The organism is Paraperlucidibaca wandonensis (genome assembly GCF_042677145.1).
GTDB classification, from domain to species: domain Bacteria; phylum Pseudomonadota; class Gammaproteobacteria; order Pseudomonadales; family Moraxellaceae; genus Perlucidibaca; species Perlucidibaca wandonensis.
On the sequence record NZ_JBHTIT010000001.1, the window covers coordinates 487,864 to 513,141 of the forward strand.

Genomic DNA, 25,278 nt, shown 5'->3' on the forward strand with positions numbered 1-25,278 from the left:
ACAAACAATCTAGCTACTGCAGAAACAAAGTGACTCTTCAGCGTTATGCTTTCTCTAGCTATATTTTAAAAGGCGAGTTTTGAGCAAATGAAAGACTCTGCAGCGGTTCGACTTCATCGGCGACTTGTAATGACTCGGCGAGTCAGCGTGCTTGCTAGCTCTGCGGCTAGACTGCTTCCTCTGCGCGTAAAAAGCGTGCTTGATGTAGGTGCTGGAACCGGCGAAATGGCCATTGCTCTTCAGCAATATCGCTCAAGCCTCGCGCTAAGTGGTGTAGATGTTCTTGTTCGCCCAAATACATTGATTCCAGTGCAAGCATACGACGGTTATCACTTGCCTTTAGCAAGCAAAAGCATAGATGCCGTGATGTTGATCGATGTACTTCATCATTGCGACGATCCATTACAGGTTTTGCAAGAGTGCCTTCGTGTCGCGCGCGAAGGAGTCTTAATTAAAGATCACGTTGCAAATAATCGCTTGCAGCATTTGGTGCTGGCGTTTATGGATTGGGTCGGCAATAGAGCGCACCATATTGCGTTACCTAATAACTACTGGTCTAGCCAGCAATGGCAAGAGGCGTTGCGTGATAGTGGGGCTGAAATAAAATCTAGAGTTGATAACTTGCCCTTATATCCTGCTCCGCTTTTATGGGCTTTTGGCAGGCGCTTGCATAATTTTTGGTGGATAGAATGCAAAGCTTCAGGGTCTAATCATGAGTGAACTAACAATACTCATGCCATGCCTTAATGAAGCTGAAACGCTTGCAAGCTGTATTGCTAAAGCACAGAGCTTTTTGATTGCCAATGGTATCGATGGCGACGTATTAATCGCTGATAACGGAAGCACAGATGGCTCTCAAGTTATCGCGATAAGTGCGGGCGCTCTTGTTGTTGATGTACCGCAGCGTGGTTATGGCGCGGCGCTAATCACCGGCATACGGGCATCGAAAAGTAAGTTTGTCATCATGGGTGATGCAGATGATAGCTATGACTTTTCAAACCTTATGCCATTTGTACAAGCGCTTCGCGCCGATCATGATTTAGTCATGGGCAACCGCTTCCGTGGCGGCATTGCACAAGGCGCAATGCCATTTTTACATCGTTATTTAGGAAATCCTGTGTTGAGCTTTTTAGGGCGCCTATTTTTCAATGTGCCCATCAGAGATTTTCATTGTGGCCTTCGCGGTTTTCATCGTGAGCGTATGCTTGAGCTTGGTTTAAGCTCAACGGGTATGGAGTTTGCCAGCGAAATGGTTGTTAAGGCACATTTACATAGCTTCAGCATATTTGAGGTTCCAACCACGCTTTCTCCAGATGGTCGCTCTCGTCCACCACACCTGAATACTTGGGCAGATGGTTGGCGGCATTTGAAATTTTTATTGCTTCATAGTCCGCGTTGGCTGTTTTTATACCCAGGCATTAGCTGTTTGTTGCTAGGTTTTATTTTAGTACTCTGTCTTGCCGCTGGTCCTATTACAATTTCAAAGAATATCCATTTAGATATTCACAGCTTAGTCATGGGCTGTGTATTACTTATGGTCGGGAGTCTGAGCAGCGGCTTTGCGCTAATCGCTAGGCGACAAGGGGCTAAATCAGGCCTGCTGCCAGTATCTGACAGTACTAGTCGTTATTTAGCATGGTTTAGCCTTGAGCGTGTGCTAGTGAGTTCAGCGCTCGTTTTATTAGCAGGCTTAAGTGGTTTGGCTTTTTGCTTGTGGCAATGGGCCGCTCACTCTTTTGGTGATCTGTCTTATGCCAGTATGCTAAGGCCTATGATTATTTCTGGTACTGCTGTGGTTGTGAGTGTTCAGTTGGTTTTCATTGGATTTCTGGCTGAGATTTTGGAGAGTCAGCGTTAATTGACTTGACCACTAAATGACCCGTAATTTTCTTGTTTGGGCCTGCTTATATGTCAATCACGTGGACTCGAAATAGAGCATTGCTAGCAGTTTTGCTAATCATGTTGGCAGTGCTTGGGTGCAATATCATTTCCCAAGCTGGAGACCTCAGCAAAGCAAACCTGCCTAATCCTGATAGTTACTACAAGCTAGTCATTTTAAAAGACTATACCCCAGAGACTGGATTCCAATTTATCGCTCGAGATAACGCTCCTTACGGTAGTTGGATCCATTGGTCTCTGCCGCACACATGGTCAATATGGCAGCTTCATCGTGGCTTAATGGCTTTTGGTATTGAGAAAGATGTTGCTTTGCTCTGGGCTGGTGGCGGATTGACGCTGTTTAGCATGTTGCTATTGGCTTTGTTCGTTGCACTTGCAGTCGCGAATGTAGGGAGTCCACTGGCTGCTGTTGTGTCTGGTTTAGTGGTCGCCTCCAGTCCACCGTTATTTGGTTATGGGCAACTGGTGCAAATTACTCATCATATTTTCATGCTAGTTCCTGTGGCAGCGGCAGCTGCGTGCTTTTTGCGCCCAAGTTTACAAGCAGGGCGATTACTAGATTTCATCGGTGGTGCATTGCTTGGGGTCGCATTATGGATTTCTCCAGAAACAATGCCGTTAGTGTTTGCTTTTGCTGCACTTCGGGCTGCTATTTGTCTTCAGCATGCATCATCTGGCCCTGTTTGGCCCGTGGCAGCTGGATTGATGGTAATGGTATTGACTGGATGGGCGATTGATCCGCCACCGCCTACTTTTTCGGCTTGGGCTCTGGATCATATTAGTTTTGCGTGGCTACTATTTTCTGCGCTATTAGCAAGCTTATTGCTGCTAACGGACTTTTGTATAGCTCGGGGAGCACCACTGCCAACCTCTATTTTCCAATTAGTTTTCGCTCTTGTAGTGTTAGCTATCGCTTGGTTAGTGATAGTTCCTGCGGCATTAGCGGGGCCAAATGGGCTGATTCCAAACGAATTAAGATTACTTTGGTATGATCGGATTGAGGAGCTTCAGGCAGTAAGCAATCCATCGCAATGGGTGGCATATTTATTACTCCCGTTAATAAGCGCGGGGATATTTGGCTACGTGGCGTGGAGAGAACGTAGTCTGTGGATGCTGGCGTTGGCATTATCTACTCTGATTTATGGTGCGTTAGGTGCAGGCCATATTCGCATGGGAGCTGCTGCTGCGTTGATGTCAGCACTGGCCTTTAGTATTGGCATAAGCCAGCTTAGGGTCTTTAAAGACTTAAAAAATAAGACGCTACCAATTTCTGAGCAGATTATGGGCGCTGCACTGATATTGATTATTCCATTGCAAACTTTTGGCACGATTGGCTTAGAGTATTTTGAACCTTCGGCAGGTGGAAAAAATAATAATAGAGATGGTGCTAAGGTTTGTCTATTAGACTCCGTGTTGCCATTGCTCAATAGCTTTCCAGCTAGCACATTATTAGCAAACTCTAATAATGGTCCAGAGATTTTATTTAAAACTAGGCACAGAATTATTGCAGGTAATTATCACCACAATGTGCAGGGTTTAATAGATTATTTTGATGTATATCGCAGCGTTGTGCCAAACGTTAATGCGCAATCTATAGTCGCGACTCGCAATATTAATTTAATACTAACTTGTTCAGTTATTGATAGTAATTTTAAGCGAGGAAAAAATGAGCGCACATTGGCGCAACGAATGGCGGAAGGTGAGGCTATTGATTGGTTGCCAGAGTATATGACGTTAGTTGATTGGCGCATTTATTGGCGCTCTGCGGCTGATAATATAAAGAGCTATCATTAGAGCCAGTGGAGCAAAAGGGATATACGCCATATTGCCAAAAAGCGATATAAGGCCGGTGCACCAACAAGAGGCTATTAAAAAATAAAGCGTTGGAGTTATGGTTTTATTTTTAAGGCTGATGCAATATATCAGTATAGCTCCCTCAATCATGCTAAGGCCATAGTTGTATATATAGGGTGATATCATCGTCGTGGCAAGAGTAAATATTAAAATATCTTGAGCGCTAAGTGCATTCCAATGCCAGTAGCGTAGTGCAGAGTGTTTTGTTGTACCTCTATTGCTTGTGAGAAAAATAATGTCCAAACTTCTGGGCCCCAGAGTAGGATTGGCAAAAGAGCAGAAGCTACGACAGTCAGTGATGCACTAATAAATGCACTCCAGTCTTTGCGGATAAGCAATAGTAGAGGAATTAGTAAGCCGATAATTGGTTTGAATGCTAATAAACCAAATAAAACTCCAGCTAATGAGGGGTGATAGGAGAGTAGTCGCAAGCCTCCGATTAATAATGCTGCACTTATTAGGCCATTCTGACCTATTATGATATTGAAGCTGGTCATAGGGGCAATAATCAACAGCAGTATGACGCTACGTTTGTAGTGAGGAGCGCTAACGGCCAATATAAAAGCGATTAGGCCAGAAAGCCTATAAAGGGTTAATGCAATGGAATAAGGCGCTAAACCTACAAGCGCCGCTGTTAAAAATGCTGAGGTGGGTAAAAATAAGAGTTCCAACCGATGCCTTAGCTGGCAGGATCAATTTGAAATGCAGTGAGAGCGGAATTGTTATATATATTATCAGCGCTACCTTCCTCTAGCAATATTAGGCCAGCCGACCAAAGATTATATGCATCACGCAAAATCTTGGTCGCGATTAAAGGTTTCAAATATGTATTGCCATTGGTCAAGTAATAAAAATAGCAAAATTGCGGGCAGCATTATAAGGCTGGTGCGGCGAATTTGAGATAATAGCATATTTGATAATGCGAGTGTGGGGATTCAGATGGCGCAGGTATGAAGTTGGCTAATTATAGTAACTATGTATCAAGCAAGCGTAGCTACGCTTGCTTGATACAGCTTACTATTGTTATGACGCAGGTAACTGCCCAGAAACGTTATTCATCGTGCTACTAACCTTGGTTCCGAGTGTTTGAAACGCAACAATCGCAGCGATCGAAACCAAAGCAGCAATCAAAGCATACTCAATAACAGTTGCACCCTTCTCATCACGGCGCAGTTTAGCCATCAACTCTTGTAATTTTTTCATGCGAAGCTCCTGGAGGAATTCTCCGGTATCGTTGCCGGATAGACAACAGTGTAACTATTAACGTCCAACTTTCCAGTGTTAGAGACAGCATTTTGTCGTAAACATGTAATATTTTGTCTTAACTATTGCCAACTATATCCACAGCTTGCGGTAAGTTGATAGGATCCGAATTACGTAAATTTTGCCTGTCTGTGTCAGGGATGTCTATGAATAGCCGAGTGATGATGTTGTTGGCGTTATTGTTAATCATTGGCGCCGGGGTGGCTGGCTATCTGGGGTACAAAACCACAGAGGATGCCAAGCAAGTGGCGCTTGCCGCTGAGCAGCAGGTGGTTGAGGCTAAAAAGAAAGCCGAAATTACTGTGCCTGGTAAAGAGTCAGTCGTCGTGCTTAAGCAGGATGTCGGTCTTTATCATGTGCTAACGGCCGAAGACCTCACCATAGACTACTTGAAAGTAGTTCCGCCGCGTAGTTTCCGAAAAATTGAAGAAGCACTCGACCAGCCGGTACATACGGAACTGCTGGCAGGCACTATTTTAGAGCTTGGTCATTTGCAGCCTGGCAGCGATGTTGCACGTCTATTAAGAGTAGGTGAGCGCGCAGTTGCTATTCCTGTTAGTGAAGTAATTGGTAGTGGTGGGTTTGTGCAACCCGGCGACTTGGTCGATGTCCTACTGTTTTTGCGTGGTGAGCAGGGTGGTAAAGATTCTGCTCAAATTGCCATGCAGTCGCTGCGAGTAGTTAGTTTTGGCTCGGAAATCATTAGCTCCGGTGGCGGTGTAGAGCAAACTGATGCGAAGGCAGCGCGAAAAGAAGCAAGGGGTAGGGCGAGCACGGCAGTATTGGCCGTTACCGAAAAAGACGCTCCGCGCTTATTGCTTATCAGTACCTTGGGTACTTTGCGCTTAGCCATTCGCCCAACAGCTGAAACACTCGCTGACTCGCAGGCGGCGATAGCTGAGGCTAATGCAGATCCGAAAAAAGCAGCGGAGCACCAGATCGGCGATTCTGTAGCGAAGCAAACTTCAGTGCCTAGCAAGCAGCAGCGCGAGTTTGCTTTAGAGTCTGAATTCCAGCCGACCTCGGCTAAACCACGAGCGCCGGCGCGCGCACGTAGCGCTCCTTCGGCACCAAAAGATCCGCCTGTATTGATTTATCGTGGCTTAAACGCCCAGCAGGCCACGCAATGATGATTTCCGCCTACCCAATGCTTCGCCGTTCTATGGCGCAAGGAAATTCTATGACTATGATGTCCAAGCGTTGGTCATCTTTTGCTCTGTCTCTCATGCTGGTCGGCTTTAGTGCGTCAACTCAGGCTGCGGAGGCGGGCTGTTTTGCGCCAGGCACGGAGTTGCCTAGTGTTTACAGCTTAGTGGAGGGCTCGCAAGAGACCATTACCATGCCGGGGCAAATCACTCGTATTTCAATTGGCGAGCCAACAACAGCCGATGTCGCGCTAATCGATAGCAAAACCGTGCTTTTGCAGGGCCGTAAAGTTGGTAGCACGAGCTTGTTTGTTTGGACCAAATGCCAGGCTGAGCCGCTACGTACACAAGTAGCCGTGCTGTCGCCGCCTAGCGTGGCGCAAACGTTGGCACCGCAAACGCCTGAAGAGCTAGAGGCTTTGCCTTCCCAAGTGCAGGTAGACATTCGCTTTGTAGAGCTGAGCCGCAGCCGTTTGCGTGAGTTAGGTGTTGAGCTTAATCGTTTAACGAGCAATTTTGGCGTGACCACAGCAGCGGCTTTAAATAATCCGTTTAGTCTTTTTCTGCAAAAATCCAATGGCAAGCTGTCTGGTGCCATCGATATGCTAGAGCAGTCAGGCTATGCCTATACACTAAGTCAGCCCTCGCTAACGGCCATGAGCGGCCAGTCAGCGACGTTCTTAGCTGGTGGCGAAGTGCCAATTCCCGTGCCGAGTGGTACAGATGGCACTGTGACCATTGAATACAAAGAGTTTGGCGTGCGCTTGTCGGTAACGCCTACAGTGCTGAGTCGCTCACAGGTTAGCCTGAAAGTAGCCCCCGAAGTTAGTGAGCTAGATTTTGCTAATGCTGTCACGGTTAATGGCTCATCGGTTCCCGCCTTACGCGTGCGCCGTACCGACACCACCGTTTCTCTAGGTGATGGCGAGAGCTTCGTTATTAGTGGCTTGGTGTCGCGCACGATGCGAGACAATGTCAGCAAGTTCCCAGGTTTAGGTGATATCCCCGTGTTGGGTGCATTTTTCCGTTCAACCAGCTTTAACAGTGAAGACAGCGAACTACTGATGATAGTAACGCCTCACTTGGTTAGTCCCATTGCCGCTGGCGCAGCGACGCCAAAACTTCCTGGCGATGCTTGGCGTCGCTATGAACCAGAAACGTTACCCTTGTTTTTTGATCGTGCTAGATCCCCCTATGGCGACACACCAATTGGTTTTTCAAGGTAATTAGTCATGGCTGCTAAAGATCTATCCGTAGTAATTATCACAAAGCATCGTGAGCAGTTTGACTGGTTGTCTAGCGCGCTTGAGGGTACTGCCGAAGTCGTTATGTCGCAGCAGAGTGAGCTGAATGATGTATTGCAGCTCATCACCATGGCGACTGCCTCCATCGTTTTTGTGCCTATTCGGCGAGACGACTGGGTGGCCGATGTTCAGTTTATTGAGGGCCTGATGGCTGCTAGCCCATCATTGGCATGTGTTGCCGTTGGGCAATCGATTGATCAGGAGCGCTTACTCGGTGCCATGCGCGCTGGTGCGAAAGATTTTATTACTTTTGATTCGCGCCCAAGCGAAGTCGCTGGACTGGTTCGCCGCTTAGGCGAGCGCGTGCCCGATGCCATTGAAAACCCGATGCGCCAAGGTAGCTTAGTGGTATTGGCGAGTGAAAGGCCGGTTCTGCAATCATCGTTTCACGCGTTACATATAGCGGCCGCTATCCAAAAAGCGACACCCGAGGCGAAGGTGTTAGTAGTCGATATTGGCGTACCATTTGCCGAAGCGCAGCTATTGTTTGGCCTAGAAGGCCAGTTCAGTTTTATTGACACGTTACGCAACTTGCGTCGACTAGATCAAACTTTGGTGGAGTCCGCATTTTCGCGTCATAAATCAGGCGTACGCGTGCTATCCGCCCCCGCTGAAGGCCTTAATATTCCTGAAATCACTACGTCAGAAATGTTTCTACTAGTTGGCACGCTGCGCAGTTTATTTACGCATGTGGTGTTCAACACCTGTGGCTTGCCAACGGTAGACATGACTGAGCTATTGATTGGTAATGCTAACCACGTGGTTTTTGTTGTTGATCAGTCGATTACGAGCTGCCGCGCGGGCTTGGATCTTCAAGCTCGCTTGCGTCAAATTGGTGTGCCTATGGCGGATACCATCGTGGTAGTGGATCAGTACCAACCTAAGGTTTCGCCAGATTCTTCTGCTATTGCTAAATCATTTGGTAGTAGCAAGTACATAGAGCTACCAGCAGCTGCTGAAGTTCGCCTGCGCGCGATGAATATTGGTCAATTATTATTTGAGCTAGCTCCGCAAGAGGTGCTGGCCAAGCGTTATCGTGAGCTGGCAGCTATGATTCAGCTGCCAGCCATTGCCAAAAAAGCGGGCAAAAGCTCTGCTGATCAAGGTTTCCTTTCTAAGCTTAAACAGACGCTGACAGGGGCCTGATATGGCAGGCTATATTCCTGGCGGCCGCCTTTCTCCGAAGAAGGTCGATGAAGATATTGCGAATATTAAATTTCGCTTTCATCGCTTCTTAATCGCGCGCGTTGACGATGACCACTTCAATATTTTGGAAAGCACACGGCAAGCTATTTTTGACTACGTGCAAATCAAACTGAGTGCTTACGTTAACGATAACTCATTGCCATTGTCGCGTTATGAGGCCGACCGCTTAGCTGAAGAGCTAGTCGATGAGCTTGTTGGCTTTGGCCCTATTGAGCCCTTGCTGCGTGATAGTTCAGTAACGGAAATCATGGTCAACGGCGCGAATAAAATCTTCTATGAGCGCGACGGTGTGATTCAGCGCAGTCAGCTTTGCTTTGTCGACGATAATCATGTGGCGCGTGTGATTCAGCGCATTTTGGCGCCTATTGGTCGACGACTCGATGAGTCCAGCCCTATGGTTGATGCGCGCATGCCCGATGGCAGTCGTGTCAATGCCATCATCCCGCCAATTGCGCTCGATGGCCCAAGCATTTCAATTCGTAAATTTCGCCGTGACTTGTTGCAGGCAAATGACTTGGTGACCTATCGCTCGGTTAGTGAGGATATGCTGCAGTTTATTAAGAAAGCGGTTGCTCAGCGCGCCAATATCTTAGTTAGCGGTGGTACTGGTACGGGTAAAACCACTTTTCTCAACGTGCTGTCGAGCTTCATTAGTCATCACGAGCGTATTGTTACCATTGAGGATACTGCTGAGCTTCAGCTTAGTAATGATCACGTGGTGCGCCTTGAGACACGCCCACCGAATGCCGAAGGCTTTGGCGAAGTGAGTGCTCGCGATCTCATTCGTAACGCGCTACGTATGCGCCCAGATCGCATCATTGTTGGTGAAGTACGTGGCTCTGAGGTCATGGACATGTTGCAGGCGATGAACACCGGCCACGAAGGATCGATGTCGACCTTGCACGCCAACTCGGCGGCGGATTCATTGCTGCGGATGGAAACCTTAGTTGGTCTGTCGGGGCAGAAGATTTCCGAAGCGACACTGCGTGCCATTGTTGTGTCTGCGGTTGATATTGTCGTTCAGCTTACGCGCTTACCGAATGGCCGCCGATGTGTATCAGAGATCACAGAAGTGGTTGATCTTCGCGATGAGCAATACGTGACTAACCCTCTGTTTAAGCTGGATCGAGTAACCGGTGAACACCATCGAACGAGCAGTGGGCCGGCAAAGCCGCGTGTTATTGAGCTTATGCGTCAAGCCGAGGCTTTGCGCTAATGATTATTTTTGCCTATGTCGCCGTTGGCTTATTTATGTGCCTTGGCGCTTTATATTTGATATGGCTCGGGCAAAAACAAGCGCAGGAAGAAGCGGTATCTAAGCGTTTGGCCATAGCTGGTGTGAAGACCTTGGAGCTCACAGGTAAAGACTGGTTAACAATCCAACTTGAGCGCGCTGGCATAAGCTTGCAGGCGACGCATCGGCGCATGATTGGCTTGGGCTTTGGCGTGTTGTTGCTATTGGTGGCGCTACAGTTTGGTATCTTGGCATCTGTGCTTTTAGCTGTAACGTTATTGCTCTTTACATGGGCAGCAATTAGCACGATTTATCAACGCCGCATGAGCCAAATTGTCACGCAGTTACCACGCCTACTTGATCAAGTCGTGCGCATGATGCGTACCGGGAAGACTTTAGCTGACAGCTTTATCATTGCTACCAAAGAGGCTGATGAGCCGCTGAAAACCGTGATGCTTAAGCTGCAGCGCAATATCAGCCTAGGCATGTCCATTCCTGAGGCCTTTACTGACTTGGCCGACACCTATGCCTTGAAAGAGTTGCAGGTATTAGCCCTAGGTGTGAGTGTGAACTCACGCTTCGGTGGTAGCTTGATTGATCTGCTGAACAACATCATTACTTTGATTCAGCAGCGCGAGCAGTTGCAGCGCCAGCTAAGGGCCTTTACCGGTGAGACGCGCGCCAGCGCTGTGATTTTGTCGGCGCTACCACTACTAATTGGTGCCTTCATGCTCATTAGCAACCCAGACTATATCTATCAAATGATTGATGATCCTACCGGCAAGCTAGTACTGATGGGTGCGGCAGGTATGCAGGCTGCAGGCATGTTGGTCCTTTGGAAAATGCTGAGGAGCGTTTAGCAATGAATGCTTACTATGGCGGCGTTATATTTTTATTGATTGTGGTGGCTGCAGCCGTGACGATTTGGTTGGCTTTGCGCATAGCAGCAGAGCGGCGTTTGGTAGAGCGACGGCTAACAACGCGAGGTAACGCAAAAGAAGACGCACGCTTACTAAGTCTTCGTTTCTCTGAGCTATTTGACGATCAAGAGCGCATCCGTAAACACATCAATAAAGACAGCGAATTAGCTTTAGCGATGCACCGCGCTGGCTATCGCTCTGCAACTCAACGCGCCATGCTCTACGGTGTGCAAGTGGTTTTGCCGCTTGTAGCCATTGCCTTGACTGGCCTGTGGGTGCTGATTCATGGCTACTCGCAAAACTCACTGCTTATTGGCATTTCAATTGTCATTTTGAGTGTGCTTGCGCCAAAGCGCGTCATTAATTCAAAAGCTGAGGATCGCTTAAAGCTGATCGATGATGAGCTTTCGCTATTTATACAAATGCTGCGAATTTTGTTCGATGCGGGCTTAGCCGTAGAGCAGGCGCTGCGTGTAATGGCGAAAGAGTCGAGTGCCATTCTGCCTGAAATGGTATTTGAGCTAACACCGATATTACGCCGCGCCGAGCAGGGCTTGGATTTAGAAAGTGAGCTTGGAAGCTCAGCTGAAGCGCTAGACCATATTGGCTATACCGACGTCATGGTCATCGTGCGACAAATGATTAAGCAGGGTGGTAGTGCTCGCGCCTCGTTAACAAAGCTAATTGAGGTGATGGAGAGCCGTCGACTCACCGATCTGCAAGAAAAGGTGAGTAAGCTCACGGCGAAAATGACAGTTGTCATGGTGGTATTTTTCTTCCCGGCGCTGCTTATTTTGCTGGCTGGCCCAGGCTTTATTTCCATTGGCGATGCCATGGGGGATATGTGATGCGCGCTTTCGTTGTAGCAGGCTGCATGCTGATGCTCTCTGCTTGTCAGACCCCTACAGCTGTGCGCGACATCAATAGCCCTGCACCATATAAAGCATCTCCCAAGCAAAGTGCTTCACGCCTAGCTGCGCCGACAGCTTCAGGCATCAGTATCCCGCGAGTTGACTGTGGTGCGACCTTAAGCCCTGCCGATGAGCTTACGCGTAATGTCGTCTCCGAGCGCGTGCGCGAAGGCAGCTACTATGCAGCATTAGCTGAAGTGCAAAGTTTGCCTGCGTCCGTGCCTGCTGTGGCAGTGTTGCGCGCCGACATCCTGCGCCGTTTAAAATCTCCGGAAGCACGTCAATGGTACTTGGCTATGCGCGACCGCTGTGTATCAGCCGATGCCGATCACGGCCTTGGCCTCATCGCCGCCGATGCTGGCGAGCTTGCCTTGGCTCATCGTTACCTGCAGCAGGCTGCCAAAGCGCGCCCCAGCAGCGCTAATTTTCGCAATGACCTAGGCTTCGTTGCCATGCTCACTAGCAATGATCAGCAAGCTGAGTTCGAACTTCGCACAGCCTTCGAGCTAGCGCCTGCAGACCGTAAGCCTGGCTACAACCTGATGGTGCTATCGTTGTTAAAGGGTGATCGTGCCAATTGGTGGTTTTGGCGAGAGCGTTTAGCGCCTACCGAAAATGAGCGTTTAGATTTGCTTAAAAGCTGCCGCGAAATGATGCGCCAACGCCAAGCTGCGACTCCTGCAATTGTCGGCCAGCAACAAAACTGTCCTATTAATCCATTGTCATAAGGCGTAAGGCTAATGATAGTTCGTCTTGATGAGGTGACCCAATGAAACACATTCACATACTGGCATTTGCTCTGGCCGCAAGCGTAGGCTCTTTTGCCCTAGCCGATGAAGCCACAAGCAGTGACCCAATCATCGCTCCGGGCCAGCAAACAGACGCATGGCTGAATGCGCAAAGCAAAGGCACCATGGCCTCTGAAAATATTCAGGCCGCGAAAGGCATACAGCGCGATAAAGCCGCTGAGCGCTTTATGAAAACTTACGACTATGCCATTAAGGAAAGTTATTACGGCGATAACTTTAAGCCAGGAAAATAATACTAATGTCCAAGCCAGCCTTTTCTAGCAACAGTGCGCTAACTCAGCGCCAGCGTGGAGCAGTCATGATTATGACCGCCGGCTTCATGCTGCTAGGTGTGTTGTGCTTGGCGCTAGTTGTGGACACTGGCCGACTGTATATGGAGAAGCGCAGTCTTCAGCGAATTGCGGATGTTATTGCTTTAGAGGTTGAATCGCTCCGAGGTTGCGAGCTCGATGCCGATGGTGCAATTACGGCCGCAGCCAAGGCTAACGTGGCGTTGGCTCGCTTGAAGGCTGAGGGCAATGCTGCTCAAGGTTCGCAGCCGGTAACTATTTCTAAAGTAACCTGTGGCGGTGTCAGCGGTAATCCACGAGTTTTTGATCCTGCTCTTACAGGTGCAGTTGAGGTAGTGGTTGCTCGAGCTGTAACCACTAGTCTTGTTGCCGGCGGTTTTTTTCGCGGCCAAACACAATTAACTGCAAGGGCAGTAGCCATTCACTCGGGTAATCCACTGGCACGTTTAACCATTCGTAGCAATGTGGCCACCGTAAATAGTAGCCAGAGTCCGCTGCTGAATGCTGTGTTAGGTAACCTACTAGGCACGACATTAAATATAAGTGCAGTAGGCTGGCAGGGCTTAGCTGGTGCGAATATTAAGCTGCTAGATCTGATTGGTGTTGATGGTTTGAATCTTGGCGGTTATGAGAGCTTATTAAGTACAGATGTGACTTTGGCTGACTTAATGCTGGCCTCTGCAGATGTCTTACGTAAAAATGGAGATACGCTTAACGCGAGCGTGCTAGATATTATTAGACCGAAAGTAGGTGCACTAGCGGTCAATCTTGGTGAGCTTTTAGGCTTGCAAACGGGGCTTCCAAAATCTGGGGCTGACATCAACTTGAATATTTTAGATTTGGTTCAGGGAAGTGTTCAGTTGGCTTCAGAGGGCAGCGCAGTGAATGCGGCTGTGCCATTAAGTCTTCCAGGTTTAGGCACTGCATCAATACAGGCACGTGTAATTGAGAAGCCACAACTTTCTGCTGTGGGAGATCCACGAGATATAAATAATGGATTCGGAAATATTACGGATCCTAATTATGAGCCAGACCTAGCGCGTGGTGATATTTTTGTGCGCACGGCGCAAATACGTTTACTTGTTTCATTGAAATTAAATGGTTTGCCGGTAGCGCTTAGTAACTTACTTGGCCCTGTCGGACCTCTAATAAGCCCAGTAATTAATCTTTTACAGTCTGAGAAAGGAGTTTTGGGAGGGGTTGTCGATCTTTTGGGAGGAACACTACAGGCGCTTCTTGGTTGTGGTGGTGATGGATTTTTTTCATGCCCATATTCGAACGCGGTATATATTGATGCTGGCAGCATAGATGTTGGACTAGATGTAGGTGGTGCTAATGCATTTGTGTCTGATCATAGCTGTGGCGCGTCAAAAAACTTAAACGCATTAGCATCCTCTGAGCTTGGGCGTGTTTATGTAGGAAAAATTCAAGCTGATTCAAATAGCGGGGGATTTTTTAACAGTAGTTCAACAGTAAACCTATCGCCTGCACCTCTTTTAGAGGTTGGCTATAAGAAGAAGAAATACTCTTGGTGTACGATTTTACTTATTTGCTCTTATAGTAATGTTGTTTGGGAGCAGCCATCAGGAAATTCTGGGTCTGAATCAACAGCGAAAAAGACAGTTTTAGTTGGCATTGGAGTGAAAACTGGAAGTTCAGGAACAGCTTTGCTTGCGACCCCCTCTCTATTGAACTATCTCAGTCCACCAAATATTAATCTGGAGCCTGCCTTTAAGTCTATTGTGATGGAGAGTGCTATAGGCGGGTTGGCTACATCGTTAAGCGGTTTAGAGCTTAAGTCATATAAGAGCTCCGGTGGTGGGATTTTGGGCGTTGTTTTGGGCACAACATTGAGCGCTGTTAACGGCTTAATTCCCGCTTTGAGCTCGCTCCTAAGTGGAGTGGCTGGGCTGCTAGATCCTCTACTCAATAGCTTGTTAAGCTTACTCGGTGTAAATCTAGCTACAGCTGAAGTTGGTGGTAATCTAAGTTGCTCAGCCGGTAACACAGTAGAGCTAGTTAATTGATGCTCGCTTACTTGCTAATTTAGGAGTAATGAAGCTTCTGAGCGCAGCTCCACAGGTAGGGCCGGAATCGTACCAATACCGGGTAGATTAATGATTGGCTTCAGCGGTGCATTGGCTGCATATGGCTGAGTGATAGTAATAGTAAGTAGACAAGGCTCATCATCTTTGGGAGCAGCACAAACAGTAGCGATGGCCTTGATGCCTACGCGCCAACTAGCGGGGAGCGATTTTAGTTCTTTGCTTGCTGCGGCTTCCGCTTGTACTTTTCGTAATGACGCCGAATCTATCATCGCTCCAACTCGAGCGCCCTCGGCACTTGCTCTATGCATTGTTTGCAACACGATCAATGGGGCAACATAGCAAATGAGCGACCAAAACACCGCCCATACGATCGTAAATACAAGAGCAAACTCGATAACGGCAACGCCACGCTGAGCATCTTTTTTTGAAATTTGGCGCGTCTTTGTGCGCATGGCTTAGCTCCTCGACAAGCGAATTTCTGTTTCGGCGGTATATGGACCTAAGTTAGGTATGCTTGCACCTAATAAATTTAGCGCTGGAGTAATGCAGTGGGTGCGTAAGCTACTGCTATTGCAGCCTGGATATACCACTTTGATTGACAGTGTTTTATACGAATAAGTGACAGGATTACCATCCTCATCATTTCCAGTTAAATCTACTGGCTTGATTATAGGTGCTGGAAACTCCAGCTTGTCGAAGAAGGCGCTAGGTAAAAACTTATTTAATTGTTTTTTTAGTTCGTCTGTAGCATTTGTAGGAGTGGGGGACTCATATTTTACCAATTCACGAGTTGCTTCTGCGACAGCATGATTCATTGTTTGGTATAAAAAAAACGGCAGCGCGTAGCTGATGATCGCCCAAAAAGTAGCGAAAAGCAGCGCGAATACTAGCGAAAACTCAATAGCCGCGACTCCGCTTTGATCTTTGCGCAATATTGTTTTCATGGTGCGCCTCATGGCAGCATCTCTTTATGACAATGCTTCTACTATAACGCGACCTGTGTTGCGGCTGTATAGCTAACTTGTTATTGACTGTATTGTGTTACTTATGAGGCCTATGGACAGCACGCGCCGCATCTCTGAGCATGTCGCATCGTGATTTTCTGAATGGAATTTTCTTATGGCGCTTACTGAGTTACTCATTTCTATGTGGTTGCTAGCCTGTGCCTTGAGTGACTGGCGTTCGCGGCGGGTGCCAAATGCCTATAGCTTTGGGTTTCTCTTTGCCGCAGCCGCGAGTTTGCTGCTGCAAGGACAGGCTTTGAGCGGCACATCTTGGCAGAGTGGTTTACTGGGCTTTGCTTTTGCGGGGCTGATTACTTTGCCGGGATTTGTGCTTAATCGCTTGGGCGGTGGCGATGTTAAGCTGCTGGCTGGGCTGGGCTTGGCGACAGACCCATTGACGGTAGTGATGACGTTTGTGGTGGGTACTCTGGTATTGGTGATTGTGGCGCTAAGCCAGCGCTTGATGGTGCAGCGCGCCGATACTATGCGCCAAGCCGCTACACCTATTAGCCCAAAAGCAGAGCCTTTAAGCCCTGAGGAAGAGCTTGCCAAGAGAGAGTGGCCATTTGTTCCGGGGCTATTTATTGGCTACTTAGTGGCTACTTTTGCGCTACCGTATTATTTGGCGGGATAAGATGACTGAGGAAGGCTTGTCTAAATAAAGCCTACTGAGTCTGATTGCCTCAATTCGCTAGCGCATCGAGCAAGCCATTTACCGCCCTTAAGCGACCGGCAGCATCGCTCATTACCTCTGAGAAGCGCAGTTTATCGCCACCTTCTAGCTTGTATTTCTTCGGCTGCTGCTGAATCAGCGATATTAGTCGGCGTGGATCGATGCTGGTGTCTTGCGCAAAGTCTATACGTCCGCTGCTTGGTCCTGCGTCGATTTTGCGAATGCCCAAGGCATTGGCTCGCAGGCGCAATAGGCTCACGGCAAATAGGTTTTTCACCGGCTCGGGCAGTAGGCCAAAGCGATCGATCATCTCCACCTGCAGCTCGTCGAGCGCGTCGGCGGTGTCGGCGCTGCTGATGCGTTTGTACATGAGCAGGCGGTTGTGGACATCGGGTAGATAGTCGTCGGGAATGAGTGCCGAAACGCGCAAGTTGATGTCGGCGGCGAGCTCAAAGGGTTGGTCGAGGTTGGGTGTATGGCCGCTGCGAATGGCCTTTACGGCGCGATCGAGCATTTCCATATAGAGCGTGAAGCCGACACTGTGGATGTCGCCACTTTGGCCTTCGCCCAAGAGTTCGCCGGCGCCCCTGATTTCCAAATCTTGCGATGCCAGCGCAAAGCCCGCACCTAAGTCGCCAGCTGCAGCAATAGCCTCTAAGCGTTTTTCAGCATCGCCAGTGATCGATTTGTGTGGCGGTGTGAGCAAGTAGGCATAGGCCTGATGGTGCGAGCGCCCAACGCGGCCACGGAGCTGATGCAGCTGAGCAAGGCCGAGCTTGTCGGCTCTATCCATGATGATGGTGTTGGCGCTGGGCACATCGATGCCGGTCTCAATAATCGTTGAGCACACCAAGATATTGAATTGCTTATGATAAAACTGGCTCATGACCTGCTCGAGCTCACGTTCGCGCATTTGACCATGGGCAACACCAATACGTGCCTCGGGCACTAAGCGGCCAAGTTCCTCAGCGGTTTTCTCGATGCTATCGACTTCGTTGTGCAGGTAGTAGCACTGACCACCGCGCAGCAGTTCGCGCAGGATGGCCTCTTTAATCACCGCTTCATTGGTCTCGCGCACAAAGGTTTTCACGGCTAGTCGGCGTGCCGGTGGCGTGGCGATAATCGACAAATCGCGCAGGCCGGAGAAGGCCATATTCAGCGTGCGCGGGATGGGCGTGGCGGTTAGTGTGAGTAGGTCTACCTCGGCACGCCGTTGCTTTAATGCTTCTTTGTGACGCACGCCAAAGCGGTGCTCTTCATCGACGATGATTAGGCCGAGTTGTTTAAAATGTACATCGGGCTGTAAGAGTTTGTGGGTGCCAATAAGGATATCGACTTGGCCATTGGCGCAGGCTTCCAATGTGGCTTTTTGCTCTTTCGCCGATTGAAAACGCGAGAGGCCATCGATGCGAATGGGCCAGTCGGCGAAACGGTCGCGGAAGTTTTCGACATGCTGCTGAGCGAGCAGAGTGGTTGGTACCAAGACTGCGACTTGCTTACCTGCTTGCACAGCGACAAAGGCCGCGCGCATAGCAACTTCAGTTTTACCAAAGCCGACATCGCCGCAAACCAGGCGATCCATTGGCCGTTGCGAGCGCATATCTGCCAAGGTGCTGAGAATGGCGGCGGCTTGATCGGCAGTTTCTTCAAACAAAAAGCCATCGGAGAAGCGGCGATATTCAACTTCGTCGAAGGCGCAGCTGAAGCCTTGGCGGGCAGCGCGGCGAGCGTAAAGGTTGAGTAGTTCGGCGGCGGTGTCGCGCACTTGCTCGGCAGCTTTGCGTCGGGCTTTGGTCCATTGCTCGGTGCCGAGGCGGTGTAGCGGTGCCGAGGCGTCGTCGGCGCCGGCATAGCGCGAGATCACTTGCAGCTGCGACACCGGCACGTAGAGCTTGGCGGAATCGGCGTATTCGAGCAGCAAAAACTCCTGCACCGTGCCGTCCATGTCGAGCGTGACTAGGCCTTGATAGCGACCAACGCCGTGGTCGTTGTGCACCACGGGTGCGCCGGGTTGTAGTTCGCTGAGTGAGCGGATGGCCATTTCCGCTTGGCCATCGGCAGAGGTGGCTTTACGGCGGCGACGTTGCGCGACGCGTTGGCCACCAAACAGCTGCGACTCGGAAATCAGTGCGAAGGCGTCGTTTACTAAGCCTTGTTCTAGCGAGGCAACAGTTAGGCAAAATGGTGCATCGCTGAGTAGGAAATCGGCCCAACTGGCGACGGGTTCTGGCTGTAAATCATGGCGTGCTAGCAGCTCGCTTAGGCTTTCTCGGCGGCCAGCGGTTTCGGCGCAGAGCAGCACGCGCGGCGTGGTTTTAGCGTTTAAAAATTGCTGCAAGGCCGCGAGTGGTTGCTCTGCTTTACTGTCGATGGGCAGCGCCGGCGCTTCGCTAAAGGCGAGCTGATGAAAACCTGCTCGTGAAGCTTGATCGTCATTTAAAGCAGCGGCTTGTAGCGTGATGCGCGGAAAATTAGCTAGGGCGCTAAACCATTCGTTATCGGCTAAAAACAGCTTTTCGGGTGCGAGCAGTGGGCGGCTTAAATCGCCACGATATTGCTCGTAGCGATTGCTCACTTCGACGCGAAATTGGCCTAACTGATCGGCGGCATTGGCCTCCATGACCATCAGGCTATTGCGTGGCAAGTAGTCGAAAATACTATCGCAGCGCTCAAAAAATAGCGGCAGATAATACTCAATGCCATTGCCGGCAATGCGGTTGATGACGTCGGTGTAGAGGCTGCTGCGCTTGGGGTCGCCAGTAAAGTTATCGGCCCATTGGTCGCGAAAGCGGCGTATGCCGGCTTTGTCGAGTGGGAACTCATGCGCAGGCATCAGAGTGAGCTTTTCGATGGCCTCGACGGTGCGCTGAGTTTCGCCGTCGAATAGGCGCAGCGTTTCGATTTCATCGTCAAATAGTTCGATGCGCACGGGGTGTTCAGCACCCATTGGAAACAGATCAATGAGGCTACCGCGCACGGCAAACTCGCCATGCTCATAGACCGTATCGACTAAGCGATAGCCGGCGGCATCGAGCTGAGTGCGAGTGTCATCGAGTGTGAGTTTTTGACCGATGCGCAGGCTCACGGCCTGACCTAGCAGCCAATCTTTCGGTGCTAAGCGATGTGCGCTGGTGCTAGCAGAAATGACCAGCACGCCACGTGGTGTTTGCGCCAGCGTGGAGAGCACCTGCAAGCGTTGCGAGATGATGTCTTGGTGTGGCGAAAACTGGTCGTAGGGCAGGGTTTCCCAGTCAGGGAAATGCGCGATGGGCCAGCTCGTGGCATCTGGTAGAAAAAATCGTAGTTCGTCTTCTAAGCGCGCGGCAGTTTGGCTGTTGTGGGTGATGACCACGACTAGGCCGGTGTGTGTTTGCACGATCTCCGCGATGCTTAGCGCCTGTGCGCCGCCGCTGATGCTGCCCCAATGACGTTTGTCATCGGCACGAGTGGGTAGGGCGGGCAAAGTGAGTACTGTTGACGATAACGCAGTGGTCATAACAAACACATTCCAAAACAGGGGTTTAGCTCAGCGGCACAGAGGCTCAGCGGTGAGAAAACATGCGCAAGGTGCGACATTATGTCGCAGGTAAAGCTCGGATGAGTCACATAAACTCGGTCTATCTTACTGGAGTTTTTAGATGCGTCCGATAAAACAAGAAGAGACGAGACCTCTACGGCCATTAGCGCTGGCCATTGCTGCGATAAGCGCGGGCTTTAGCGTGCCGGCATTTGCTGAGCATGTGCTACCGGCTGTGACTATAAATGCTGATGCACAAAATTCCGCATTTTCCGTGAGTCCAGCCAAGGCCTTAAACGAGCTACAAAAAGCGCCAGGCGGCGTCAGTGTGGTCGATGCACAAGACTATCTGACCGGTCGCGCCGGCACCATGGAAGACACTTTAAAACTGGCGCCGGGGGTATTTATCGCCTCGCGTTTTGGCTCCGATGAAGCGCGCATTAGCATTCGTGGCTCCGGCCTGCAGCGTACTTTTCACGGCCGTGGCCTATTGCTATTGCAGGATGGTGTGCCGATAAATCTCGCTGATGGCGGCTTTGATATGCAGGCAATCGAGCCACAAGCCACGCGCTACATCGAAGTTGAGCGCGGCGCTAATGCTTTGCGCTACGGCGGCGGCACTTTGGGTGGTGCGATCAACTATGTCAGCGAAACTGGCCGTACCTCACCGGTACTATCGCTACGTGCTGAAGCCGGCTCATTTTATTATCAGCGCTATAACTTAAGCGCTGGCGGCCAGAAAGGTGCGCTCGATGCCTTCGCCTCAGCCAACTTTCAAGAGCAAGATGGATTTCGCGATCATGCTCGCCAGCGCAACACGCGCTTTGTTGGCAATGTTGGTGTGCAGCTTAGCCCGCAACTAGAAAATCGTACTTATGTGACAGTGGTTGAGACCGACTCGGAGTTGCCGGGCAATTTGACCTATGCCCAACTGAAAGCTGATCCGCGCCAAGCCAATACACGTGCGGTAGCGCGCGACCAGCATCGTGATTTTATGCTTTATCGTTTGGCTAATCGCACGCAATACACCCACGCCAACGGTGACAGCACCGAGGCTTCAGTATTTGTGGCGAAAAAGCGTTTGTACCATCCGATAGAGTTTTTCCCCACAGGCCCCGGTGTGCTTGAGCAGGACTCACAAGATTGGGGCGTGGGTTTGCGCCACACCGCCAATACCACATGGGATAGTAAAACCCAGCAACATATTGTTGGTGTGCAATGGCGCCATGGTTTGACCGATGATGAGCGCTACGGCTATGCCAATAATGCCTTTGTACCAGGGCAGGGCTTTGCCGTTGGTCAGGCTCGCGGCGCGTTAGATCACCGGCAACAGCTCAGCGCCGATAATATCGACCTGTATGGCCAAAGTAGCTGGGATTGGTCGCCAAAATTGACGACAGTCGCTGGCGTGCAAAGTAGCTTTGCGACTCGCAAACAGACGGTTGAGATCGACAACAACGGCCTAGATCCAGCCACAGGCGCAACGCTACTCCCCACGGGCAGCTACAGCGAAAGCTATCAGCGCACTTCACCGAAAATAGGCCTGATTTACCGCCTAGCGAAAGATACCGAAGCGTATGCCAACGTGAGTGGCAGTTTTGAGCCGCCGAGTTTCTCCGAGGCGCTCAATAATCAGCCCTTAAAAGCGCAACGAGCAATAACTGCGGAAGTCGGTGCACGCGGCCATATCCATCTCGCCGACGCACGTTTAGGCTGGGATGCATCGCTGTATCGCGCACGCATTCGCAATGAGTTGTTGACCTTGGCGGTGGGTACTAGCTCTGCCACCATCAATGCCGATAAAACCCTACATCAAGGCGTCGAACTTGGCCTGTCGGCACGAGCTAATGCATGGCGTGCTCAAGCTAGTTATCTCTACAATGACTTCCGTTTTGTTCGCGATGCTAGCGCTGGCAACAACGACATTGCCGGCTTGCCTAGCCAAGTGCTCAATGCTGAGGTTGCTGTAAAACTACCTGGCAATGTTTGGTTTGGTCCAACGTTGCAGTCGGCTTCACGCGCTTGGGTTGATCATAAAAACACGTTAAACGCACCGGGCTATAGCGTTTATGGCGTCAAGCTTAATCAGTCAATGAGCAATGGTTTTGCTTGGTTTGTCGAAGGCCGTAACTTGGGCGATAAGCGTTATGCCAGCACCACAGGGGTGATTTTTGATGCTGGCGGTGCGGACCAAGCACAGTTTAGCCCTGGCGATGGCCGTGCAGTTTACGCCGGTGTGAGTCAGGCATTTTGATGATAACTTCTCGTTTGAGCCGGCTCGCACGCTGGCATCGCACATTGGCGCTGATAGTGGTTTTGCCGCTGCTGGCGTGGTCGCTAACCGGCTTATTGCATCCACTAATGACGCGCTGGCAGCCTTCGGCGGCGGCCATGGTGCCACCTCCTGAAATCATCAACGCGCCATCGGGCACGAGCTGGCAGGCTTTGCCCGCGCCAGCCTCGGTGTTGTCGAAAGATCTTGTGATGACTGAGTTGCGCCCGCTGACGTGGCAGGGCACGGCTTACTGGATGGCTGGCGGCGCAGATGGCACACGGCAGTATTTTCGCGCTCATGATGGCCAGCTAAGCGACATTGAGCCAGCGTTAATGACAGCTTTGGCGCGGCATTTCACTGGCATATCCAGTGGCGAGGCCGAGTTACAGCTCATCACTTCGTTTAGTGCCGAATATCCCTTTATAAATCGCTATTTGCCGGTGTGGCGTGTGCAGTTTAGCGGTCACGACACTGTGACATTTATTGAGCCGCGTGGCCTGCGTTTATCGGCGCTGAGCGACCCATGGAAAACATGGTTTAGCGCGACCTTTTCGCGGCTGCATAGCTGGAGCTTTTGGTCGCATGAGCCTTCGCGTGATATCGCCATGGCCATTGTGTTGAGCCTTGGTTTAGCTGTGGTGGTCACTGGGATTTTTCGTTTATTTCGGCGTAAGACTGTCGTTGGGTCTAAGGCACTTAACTCTAGCAATCCAACTGAATTATCTGCGCCGCATGCAGCACGACGCTGGCATCGCCGCCTTGGTTGGTTTGTCGCGCTTGGCGCCATCGCGTCGATGAGCAGCGGTATGTTTCACGTCTTGGCTATTAATAAAAGCCAGCCTAGCTTCAACGCTAAGCCCGAGCGCGTAGCATTTAGCGCTGGCCAGTTGCGCACATTGCCTCCGGTTTTAGGCGTGATGGGCGAGCGCAGTTTGGCGGTGGCTAGTGCCAACGGCCCATTGTGGATGAGCTATGCCGTTGATCGCGGCCACGGAGCCAAGAGTCAACATAGTGGCCACGATAAAGAGCATGCCGAACATCAACACCATGCTGCCACGCCCAACCTAGCGATAAGCCTACAGCGCGCCGAAAATGCCCAACCAGTAGCCATCGAGCGCTATGTGCAGGAACTAGCTGCTGGCGTATTGGCACAGCATCTCGGCGCAAGTATTGAGAGCCAGCAGGCAGTCACTGGCTTTACGGCAGAATATGGCTTCGTGCAAAAGCGCCTGCCGGTCTATCAATTACAGCTCGACACGCCCGATCACATCGCGATTTATATCGACCCTATTGACGCCGTTGTGAGCTCGGTAGTCACCGATTTAGCACGCGTCGAGGGCTATAGCTTTGCCTATATTCACAAAGCCATGTGGCTCGATGGTCTTGGCAAAGGTGCGCGTGATGGCATTCTTGGGCTGCAAGCTTTAGGCGTATTTGTCATGGCTTGCCTCGGTCTTTTGCTAGCGAGAAGGCGGCGCTTAGGCTAAAGTTTGCGCAATCTTTAGCTGGATACGAATATGAAACAAGCTGTCTTTATTACTGGCGCTGCTGCTGGCATTGGCCGCGCTGTGGCGCTTGAGTTTGCGCATCAAGGCTGGTTTGTCGGTGCTGCCGATCTTGACGAAGTTGGTCTCGCTTCATTGAAGTCAGAAATTGGCGCTGAGCGTTGCTTCACGACGGCGCTCAATGTTGCCGATGCCAAACAGTGGGACAAAGCCTTAGCGAGCTTTTGGAAAGCCTCGGGCGAGCGCCTCGATGTGTTGGTCAATAACGCCGGTATTTTATCCGCGGGTGCATTTCACGAGATTCCGCTGATGCGTCATCAGGCCATTATCGATATCAATGTAAGCGGCGTCATGGCCGGCTGCCACACGGCGTATCCCTATCTATGCAAAACGCCGAAATCGACGGTGATCAATATGGCTTCGGCTTCAGCCATGTTTGGCCAGCCGGGCTTGGCGAGTTATTCATCGAGCAAGTTTGCCGTGCGTGGACTCACCGAAGCGCTCGATTGCGAATGGGCGGAGCAGGGCATTCGTGTGAAAAGTATTTGGCCGCTATTTGTGCAAACCAATATGGTTGTTGGCTTGGATAAGCTGCCGAGCGTGAAGTCATTGGGCATCAAGCTCAATGCCGATGACGTTGCGCGTGCGGTTTGGTATGCCGCCAATGATCGTGGCGAGACTAGCCCGATTCATTACCCCGTGGGCTTGCAAACTAAGATGCTGAACTTGGCGATTAAGTTGTCACCGGCGTGGATGAGCCGTTGGATTAACCAGCGCATGAGTAGCGAGCACTGATTCACTCTGCTGAACCCTAAGCCATTACTAAGCCGCTTTTAGACAGCCTTCACCAAAGCCTGGAACTCACGAAAACGTGGGTCTAGGCTATCGTGCATCCATTCAAAGCCTGCCATTTCCACGCTAATAATCTGCGCGCCAGCTTGACGTAATCTCGCCATCGCCGTGGCTTTATCGCTAGCATGACGCGAGCCGCAAGCCTCTTCTACAACCCAAACACGACGTCCGCTCATCAGCACACCCATGGCCGTTTGCAGCAAGCAAACATGCGCCTCGCAGCCAAATATCACGACATCATCAGCTGCGCTCGGCAGAGCATCGAGCAGTTCAGCATGGCAGGCATTGAACGTTGTTTTCTCAACTTCGTGCGTGACTAAACTGCGCACCATAGCCTCAGTTGGCCCGAGCTTTTCGGGCCGGTGCACAGTGGATATTCGCGGCACATCGAGCAATGCAGCCATACGCAATAAACGCTGCGCCTGAGCTAAAACATTCGAGCCATTATCGATGGCGGGCAATAGCCGACCTTGTAAATCGACCGCGACAATCACACTGGTTTTGGCGCTAAGTAGCATAGTCATCGTCTCCATAAGCTAGCGAAGTCACGCTACACTCTAGCGTAAATA

General features: G+C 50.5%; 22 protein-coding genes. 16 read left to right on the forward strand and 6 right to left on the reverse strand.

Translation table 11 applies throughout. The features are described 5' to 3' along the window. Nucleotides 1-129: 129 nt before the first annotated feature. From ACFQ0F_RS02245 to ACFQ0F_RS02255, 3 genes are all read left to right on the forward strand, one after another. The gene (locus ACFQ0F_RS02245; RefSeq protein WP_379068634.1) at nucleotides 130-720 is read left to right on the forward strand and encodes a class I SAM-dependent methyltransferase; all 591 of its coding nucleotides are present in this window, start codon (nucleotides 130-132) and stop codon (nucleotides 718-720) included. Continuing rightward, nucleotides 713-1,858 carry a glycosyltransferase family 2 protein gene (locus ACFQ0F_RS02250; protein ID WP_379068637.1) on the forward strand — a complete coding sequence of 382 codons (1,146 nt, stop codon included), beginning with the start codon at nucleotides 713-715 and terminating at the stop codon, nucleotides 1,856-1,858. Before ACFQ0F_RS02245 ends, ACFQ0F_RS02250 begins: the two co-directional genes overlap by 8 nt. A 101-nt stretch (nucleotides 1,859-1,959) precedes the next feature. Then, on the forward strand, nucleotides 1,960-3,693 hold the full coding sequence (locus tag ACFQ0F_RS02255) for a hypothetical protein (RefSeq protein ID WP_379068640.1): 1,734 nt from the start codon (nucleotides 1,960-1,962) through the stop codon (nucleotides 3,691-3,693). Nucleotides 3,694-3,899: 206 nt separating this feature from the next. Here ACFQ0F_RS02255 and ACFQ0F_RS02260 read toward each other — a convergent pair whose 3' ends face one another. Further along, complete coding sequence (locus ACFQ0F_RS02260; protein WP_379068643.1) at nucleotides 3,900-4,424, reverse strand: glycosyltransferase family 87 protein; 525 nt, start codon at nucleotides 4,422-4,424, stop codon at nucleotides 3,900-3,902. 352 nt (nucleotides 4,425-4,776) lie between these two features. Continuing rightward, the gene (locus ACFQ0F_RS02265) at nucleotides 4,777-4,956 is read right to left on the reverse strand and encodes a Flp family type IVb pilin (RefSeq protein WP_379068646.1); all 180 of its coding nucleotides are present in this window, start codon (nucleotides 4,954-4,956) and stop codon (nucleotides 4,777-4,779) included. A gap of 200 nt (nucleotides 4,957-5,156) precedes the next feature. Here ACFQ0F_RS02265 and cpaB point away from each other — a divergent pair, with 200 nt between their 5' ends. From cpaB to ACFQ0F_RS02310, 9 genes are read left to right on the forward strand one after another with little or no spacing between them, the layout of a single operon-like run. Then, nucleotides 5,157-6,146, forward strand: coding sequence for a Flp pilus assembly protein CpaB (gene cpaB, locus ACFQ0F_RS02270; protein WP_379068648.1), 990 nt, complete (start codon nucleotides 5,157-5,159; stop codon nucleotides 6,144-6,146). A gap of 50 nt (nucleotides 6,147-6,196) precedes the next feature. Further along, a complete protein-coding gene (locus tag ACFQ0F_RS02275; RefSeq protein ID WP_379068651.1) occupies nucleotides 6,197-7,387 on the forward strand; it encodes a type II and III secretion system protein family protein in 1,191 nt (396 codons plus the stop codon). Nucleotides 7,388-7,393: 6 nt separating this feature from the next. Beyond that, a complete protein-coding gene (locus tag ACFQ0F_RS02280) occupies nucleotides 7,394-8,611 on the forward strand; it encodes an AAA family ATPase (protein WP_379068654.1) in 1,218 nt (405 codons plus the stop codon). Between the two features lies 1 nt (nucleotide 8,612). Further along, nucleotides 8,613-9,887 carry a CpaF family protein gene (locus ACFQ0F_RS02285; protein ID WP_379068657.1) on the forward strand — a complete coding sequence of 425 codons (1,275 nt, stop codon included), beginning with the start codon at nucleotides 8,613-8,615 and terminating at the stop codon, nucleotides 9,885-9,887. Then, the gene (locus ACFQ0F_RS02290; RefSeq protein ID WP_379068660.1) at nucleotides 9,887-10,765 is read left to right on the forward strand and encodes a type II secretion system F family protein; all 879 of its coding nucleotides are present in this window, start codon (nucleotides 9,887-9,889) and stop codon (nucleotides 10,763-10,765) included. The genes ACFQ0F_RS02285 and ACFQ0F_RS02290 overlap by 1 nt, the downstream gene beginning before the upstream one ends. A 2-nt stretch (nucleotides 10,766-10,767) precedes the next feature. Continuing rightward, nucleotides 10,768-11,673, forward strand: a complete 906-nt coding sequence (locus ACFQ0F_RS02295; RefSeq protein ID WP_379068663.1) for a type II secretion system F family protein — start codon at nucleotides 10,768-10,770, stop codon at nucleotides 11,671-11,673. Next, nucleotides 11,673-12,464 carry a tetratricopeptide repeat protein gene (locus ACFQ0F_RS02300; RefSeq protein WP_379068666.1) on the forward strand — a complete coding sequence of 264 codons (792 nt, stop codon included), beginning with the start codon at nucleotides 11,673-11,675 and terminating at the stop codon, nucleotides 12,462-12,464. Before ACFQ0F_RS02295 ends, ACFQ0F_RS02300 begins: the two co-directional genes overlap by 1 nt. Before the next feature lie 41 nt (nucleotides 12,465-12,505). Then, nucleotides 12,506-12,778 (forward strand): DUF3613 domain-containing protein, encoded by a 273-nt coding sequence (locus ACFQ0F_RS02305; RefSeq protein ID WP_379068669.1) that lies wholly within the window; start codon nucleotides 12,506-12,508, stop codon nucleotides 12,776-12,778. Between the two features lie 5 nt (nucleotides 12,779-12,783). Then, nucleotides 12,784-14,862, forward strand: coding sequence for a pilus assembly protein TadG-related protein (locus tag ACFQ0F_RS02310; protein ID WP_379068672.1), 2,079 nt, complete (start codon nucleotides 12,784-12,786; stop codon nucleotides 14,860-14,862). Nucleotides 14,863-14,876: 14 nt separating this feature from the next. Here the strand turns inward: ACFQ0F_RS02310 and ACFQ0F_RS02315 are convergent, their stop codons facing one another. Continuing rightward, nucleotides 14,877-15,335 (reverse strand): TadE family protein, encoded by a 459-nt coding sequence (locus ACFQ0F_RS02315; RefSeq protein ID WP_379068675.1) that lies wholly within the window; start codon nucleotides 15,333-15,335, stop codon nucleotides 14,877-14,879. A 3-nt stretch (nucleotides 15,336-15,338) separates the two neighbouring features. Then, the gene (locus ACFQ0F_RS02320) at nucleotides 15,339-15,827 is read right to left on the reverse strand and encodes a TadE/TadG family type IV pilus assembly protein (protein ID WP_379068678.1); all 489 of its coding nucleotides are present in this window, start codon (nucleotides 15,825-15,827) and stop codon (nucleotides 15,339-15,341) included. 175 nt (nucleotides 15,828-16,002) lie between these two features. Between ACFQ0F_RS02320 and ACFQ0F_RS02325 the strand changes: the two genes are divergently transcribed. Continuing rightward, a complete protein-coding gene (locus tag ACFQ0F_RS02325) occupies nucleotides 16,003-16,521 on the forward strand; it encodes a prepilin peptidase (protein ID WP_379068680.1) in 519 nt (172 codons plus the stop codon). 49 nt (nucleotides 16,522-16,570) lie between these two features. Here ACFQ0F_RS02325 and mfd read toward each other — a convergent pair whose 3' ends face one another. Continuing rightward, nucleotides 16,571-20,056, reverse strand: coding sequence for a transcription-repair coupling factor (mfd, locus tag ACFQ0F_RS02330; protein ID WP_379068683.1), 3,486 nt, complete (start codon nucleotides 20,054-20,056; stop codon nucleotides 16,571-16,573). Nucleotides 20,057-20,198: 142 nt separating this feature from the next. Between mfd and ACFQ0F_RS02335 the strand changes: the two genes are divergently transcribed. From ACFQ0F_RS02335 to ACFQ0F_RS02345, 3 genes are read left to right on the forward strand one after another with little or no spacing between them, the layout of a single operon-like run. Next, on the forward strand, nucleotides 20,199-22,331 hold the full coding sequence (locus tag ACFQ0F_RS02335; RefSeq protein ID WP_379068686.1) for a TonB-dependent receptor family protein: 2,133 nt from the start codon (nucleotides 20,199-20,201) through the stop codon (nucleotides 22,329-22,331). After that, a complete protein-coding gene (locus ACFQ0F_RS02340; RefSeq protein WP_379068689.1) occupies nucleotides 22,331-23,839 on the forward strand; it encodes a hypothetical protein in 1,509 nt (502 codons plus the stop codon). Before ACFQ0F_RS02335 ends, ACFQ0F_RS02340 begins: the two co-directional genes overlap by 1 nt. A 30-nt stretch (nucleotides 23,840-23,869) precedes the next feature. Then, complete coding sequence (locus ACFQ0F_RS02345) at nucleotides 23,870-24,652, forward strand: SDR family oxidoreductase (protein ID WP_379068692.1); 783 nt, start codon at nucleotides 23,870-23,872, stop codon at nucleotides 24,650-24,652. A 38-nt stretch (nucleotides 24,653-24,690) separates the two neighbouring features. On the opposite strand, the gene ACFQ0F_RS02350 is transcribed toward ACFQ0F_RS02345, so the two are convergent. Further along, nucleotides 24,691-25,233: an isochorismatase family protein gene (locus ACFQ0F_RS02350; protein WP_379068695.1), complete on the reverse strand. Its 543-nt coding sequence runs from the start codon at nucleotides 25,231-25,233 to the stop codon at nucleotides 24,691-24,693. Nucleotides 25,234-25,278: the final 45 nt, after the last annotated feature.

Coding starts and splice junctions, on each gene's coding strand:
- ACFQ0F_RS02245 (WP_379068634.1), top strand. CDS start 130: ATGACTCGGCGAGTCAGCGTGCTTGCTAGCTCTGCGGCTAGACTGCTT.
- ACFQ0F_RS02250 (WP_379068637.1), top strand. CDS start 713: ATGAGTGAACTAACAATACTCATGCCATGCCTTAATGAAGCTGAAACG.
- ACFQ0F_RS02255 (WP_379068640.1), top strand. CDS start 1,960: ATGTTGGCAGTGCTTGGGTGCAATATCATTTCCCAAGCTGGAGACCTC.
- ACFQ0F_RS02265 (WP_379068646.1), bottom strand. CDS start 4,956: ATGAAAAAATTACAAGAGTTGATGGCTAAACTGCGCCGTGATGAGAAG.
- cpaB (WP_379068648.1), top strand. CDS start 5,157: ATGTCTATGAATAGCCGAGTGATGATGTTGTTGGCGTTATTGTTAATC.
- ACFQ0F_RS02275 (WP_379068651.1), top strand. CDS start 6,197: ATGACTATGATGTCCAAGCGTTGGTCATCTTTTGCTCTGTCTCTCATG.
- ACFQ0F_RS02280 (WP_379068654.1), top strand. CDS start 7,394: ATGGCTGCTAAAGATCTATCCGTAGTAATTATCACAAAGCATCGTGAG.
- ACFQ0F_RS02285 (WP_379068657.1), top strand. CDS start 8,613: ATGGCAGGCTATATTCCTGGCGGCCGCCTTTCTCCGAAGAAGGTCGAT.
- ACFQ0F_RS02290 (WP_379068660.1), top strand. CDS start 9,887: ATGATTATTTTTGCCTATGTCGCCGTTGGCTTATTTATGTGCCTTGGC.
- ACFQ0F_RS02295 (WP_379068663.1), top strand. CDS start 10,768: ATGAATGCTTACTATGGCGGCGTTATATTTTTATTGATTGTGGTGGCT.
- ACFQ0F_RS02300 (WP_379068666.1), top strand. CDS start 11,673: ATGCGCGCTTTCGTTGTAGCAGGCTGCATGCTGATGCTCTCTGCTTGT.
- ACFQ0F_RS02305 (WP_379068669.1), top strand. CDS start 12,506: ATGAAACACATTCACATACTGGCATTTGCTCTGGCCGCAAGCGTAGGC.
- ACFQ0F_RS02310 (WP_379068672.1), top strand. CDS start 12,784: ATGTCCAAGCCAGCCTTTTCTAGCAACAGTGCGCTAACTCAGCGCCAG.
- ACFQ0F_RS02315 (WP_379068675.1), bottom strand. CDS start 15,335: ATGCGCACAAAGACGCGCCAAATTTCAAAAAAAGATGCTCAGCGTGGC.
- ACFQ0F_RS02320 (WP_379068678.1), bottom strand. CDS start 15,827: ATGAAAACAATATTGCGCAAAGATCAAAGCGGAGTCGCGGCTATTGAG.
- ACFQ0F_RS02325 (WP_379068680.1), top strand. CDS start 16,003: ATGGCGCTTACTGAGTTACTCATTTCTATGTGGTTGCTAGCCTGTGCC.
- mfd (WP_379068683.1), bottom strand. CDS start 20,056: ATGACCACTGCGTTATCGTCAACAGTACTCACTTTGCCCGCCCTACCC.
- ACFQ0F_RS02335 (WP_379068686.1), top strand. CDS start 20,199: ATGCGTCCGATAAAACAAGAAGAGACGAGACCTCTACGGCCATTAGCG.
- ACFQ0F_RS02340 (WP_379068689.1), top strand. CDS start 22,331: ATGATAACTTCTCGTTTGAGCCGGCTCGCACGCTGGCATCGCACATTG.
- ACFQ0F_RS02345 (WP_379068692.1), top strand. CDS start 23,870: ATGAAACAAGCTGTCTTTATTACTGGCGCTGCTGCTGGCATTGGCCGC.
- ACFQ0F_RS02350 (WP_379068695.1), bottom strand. CDS start 25,233: ATGACTATGCTACTTAGCGCCAAAACCAGTGTGATTGTCGCGGTCGAT.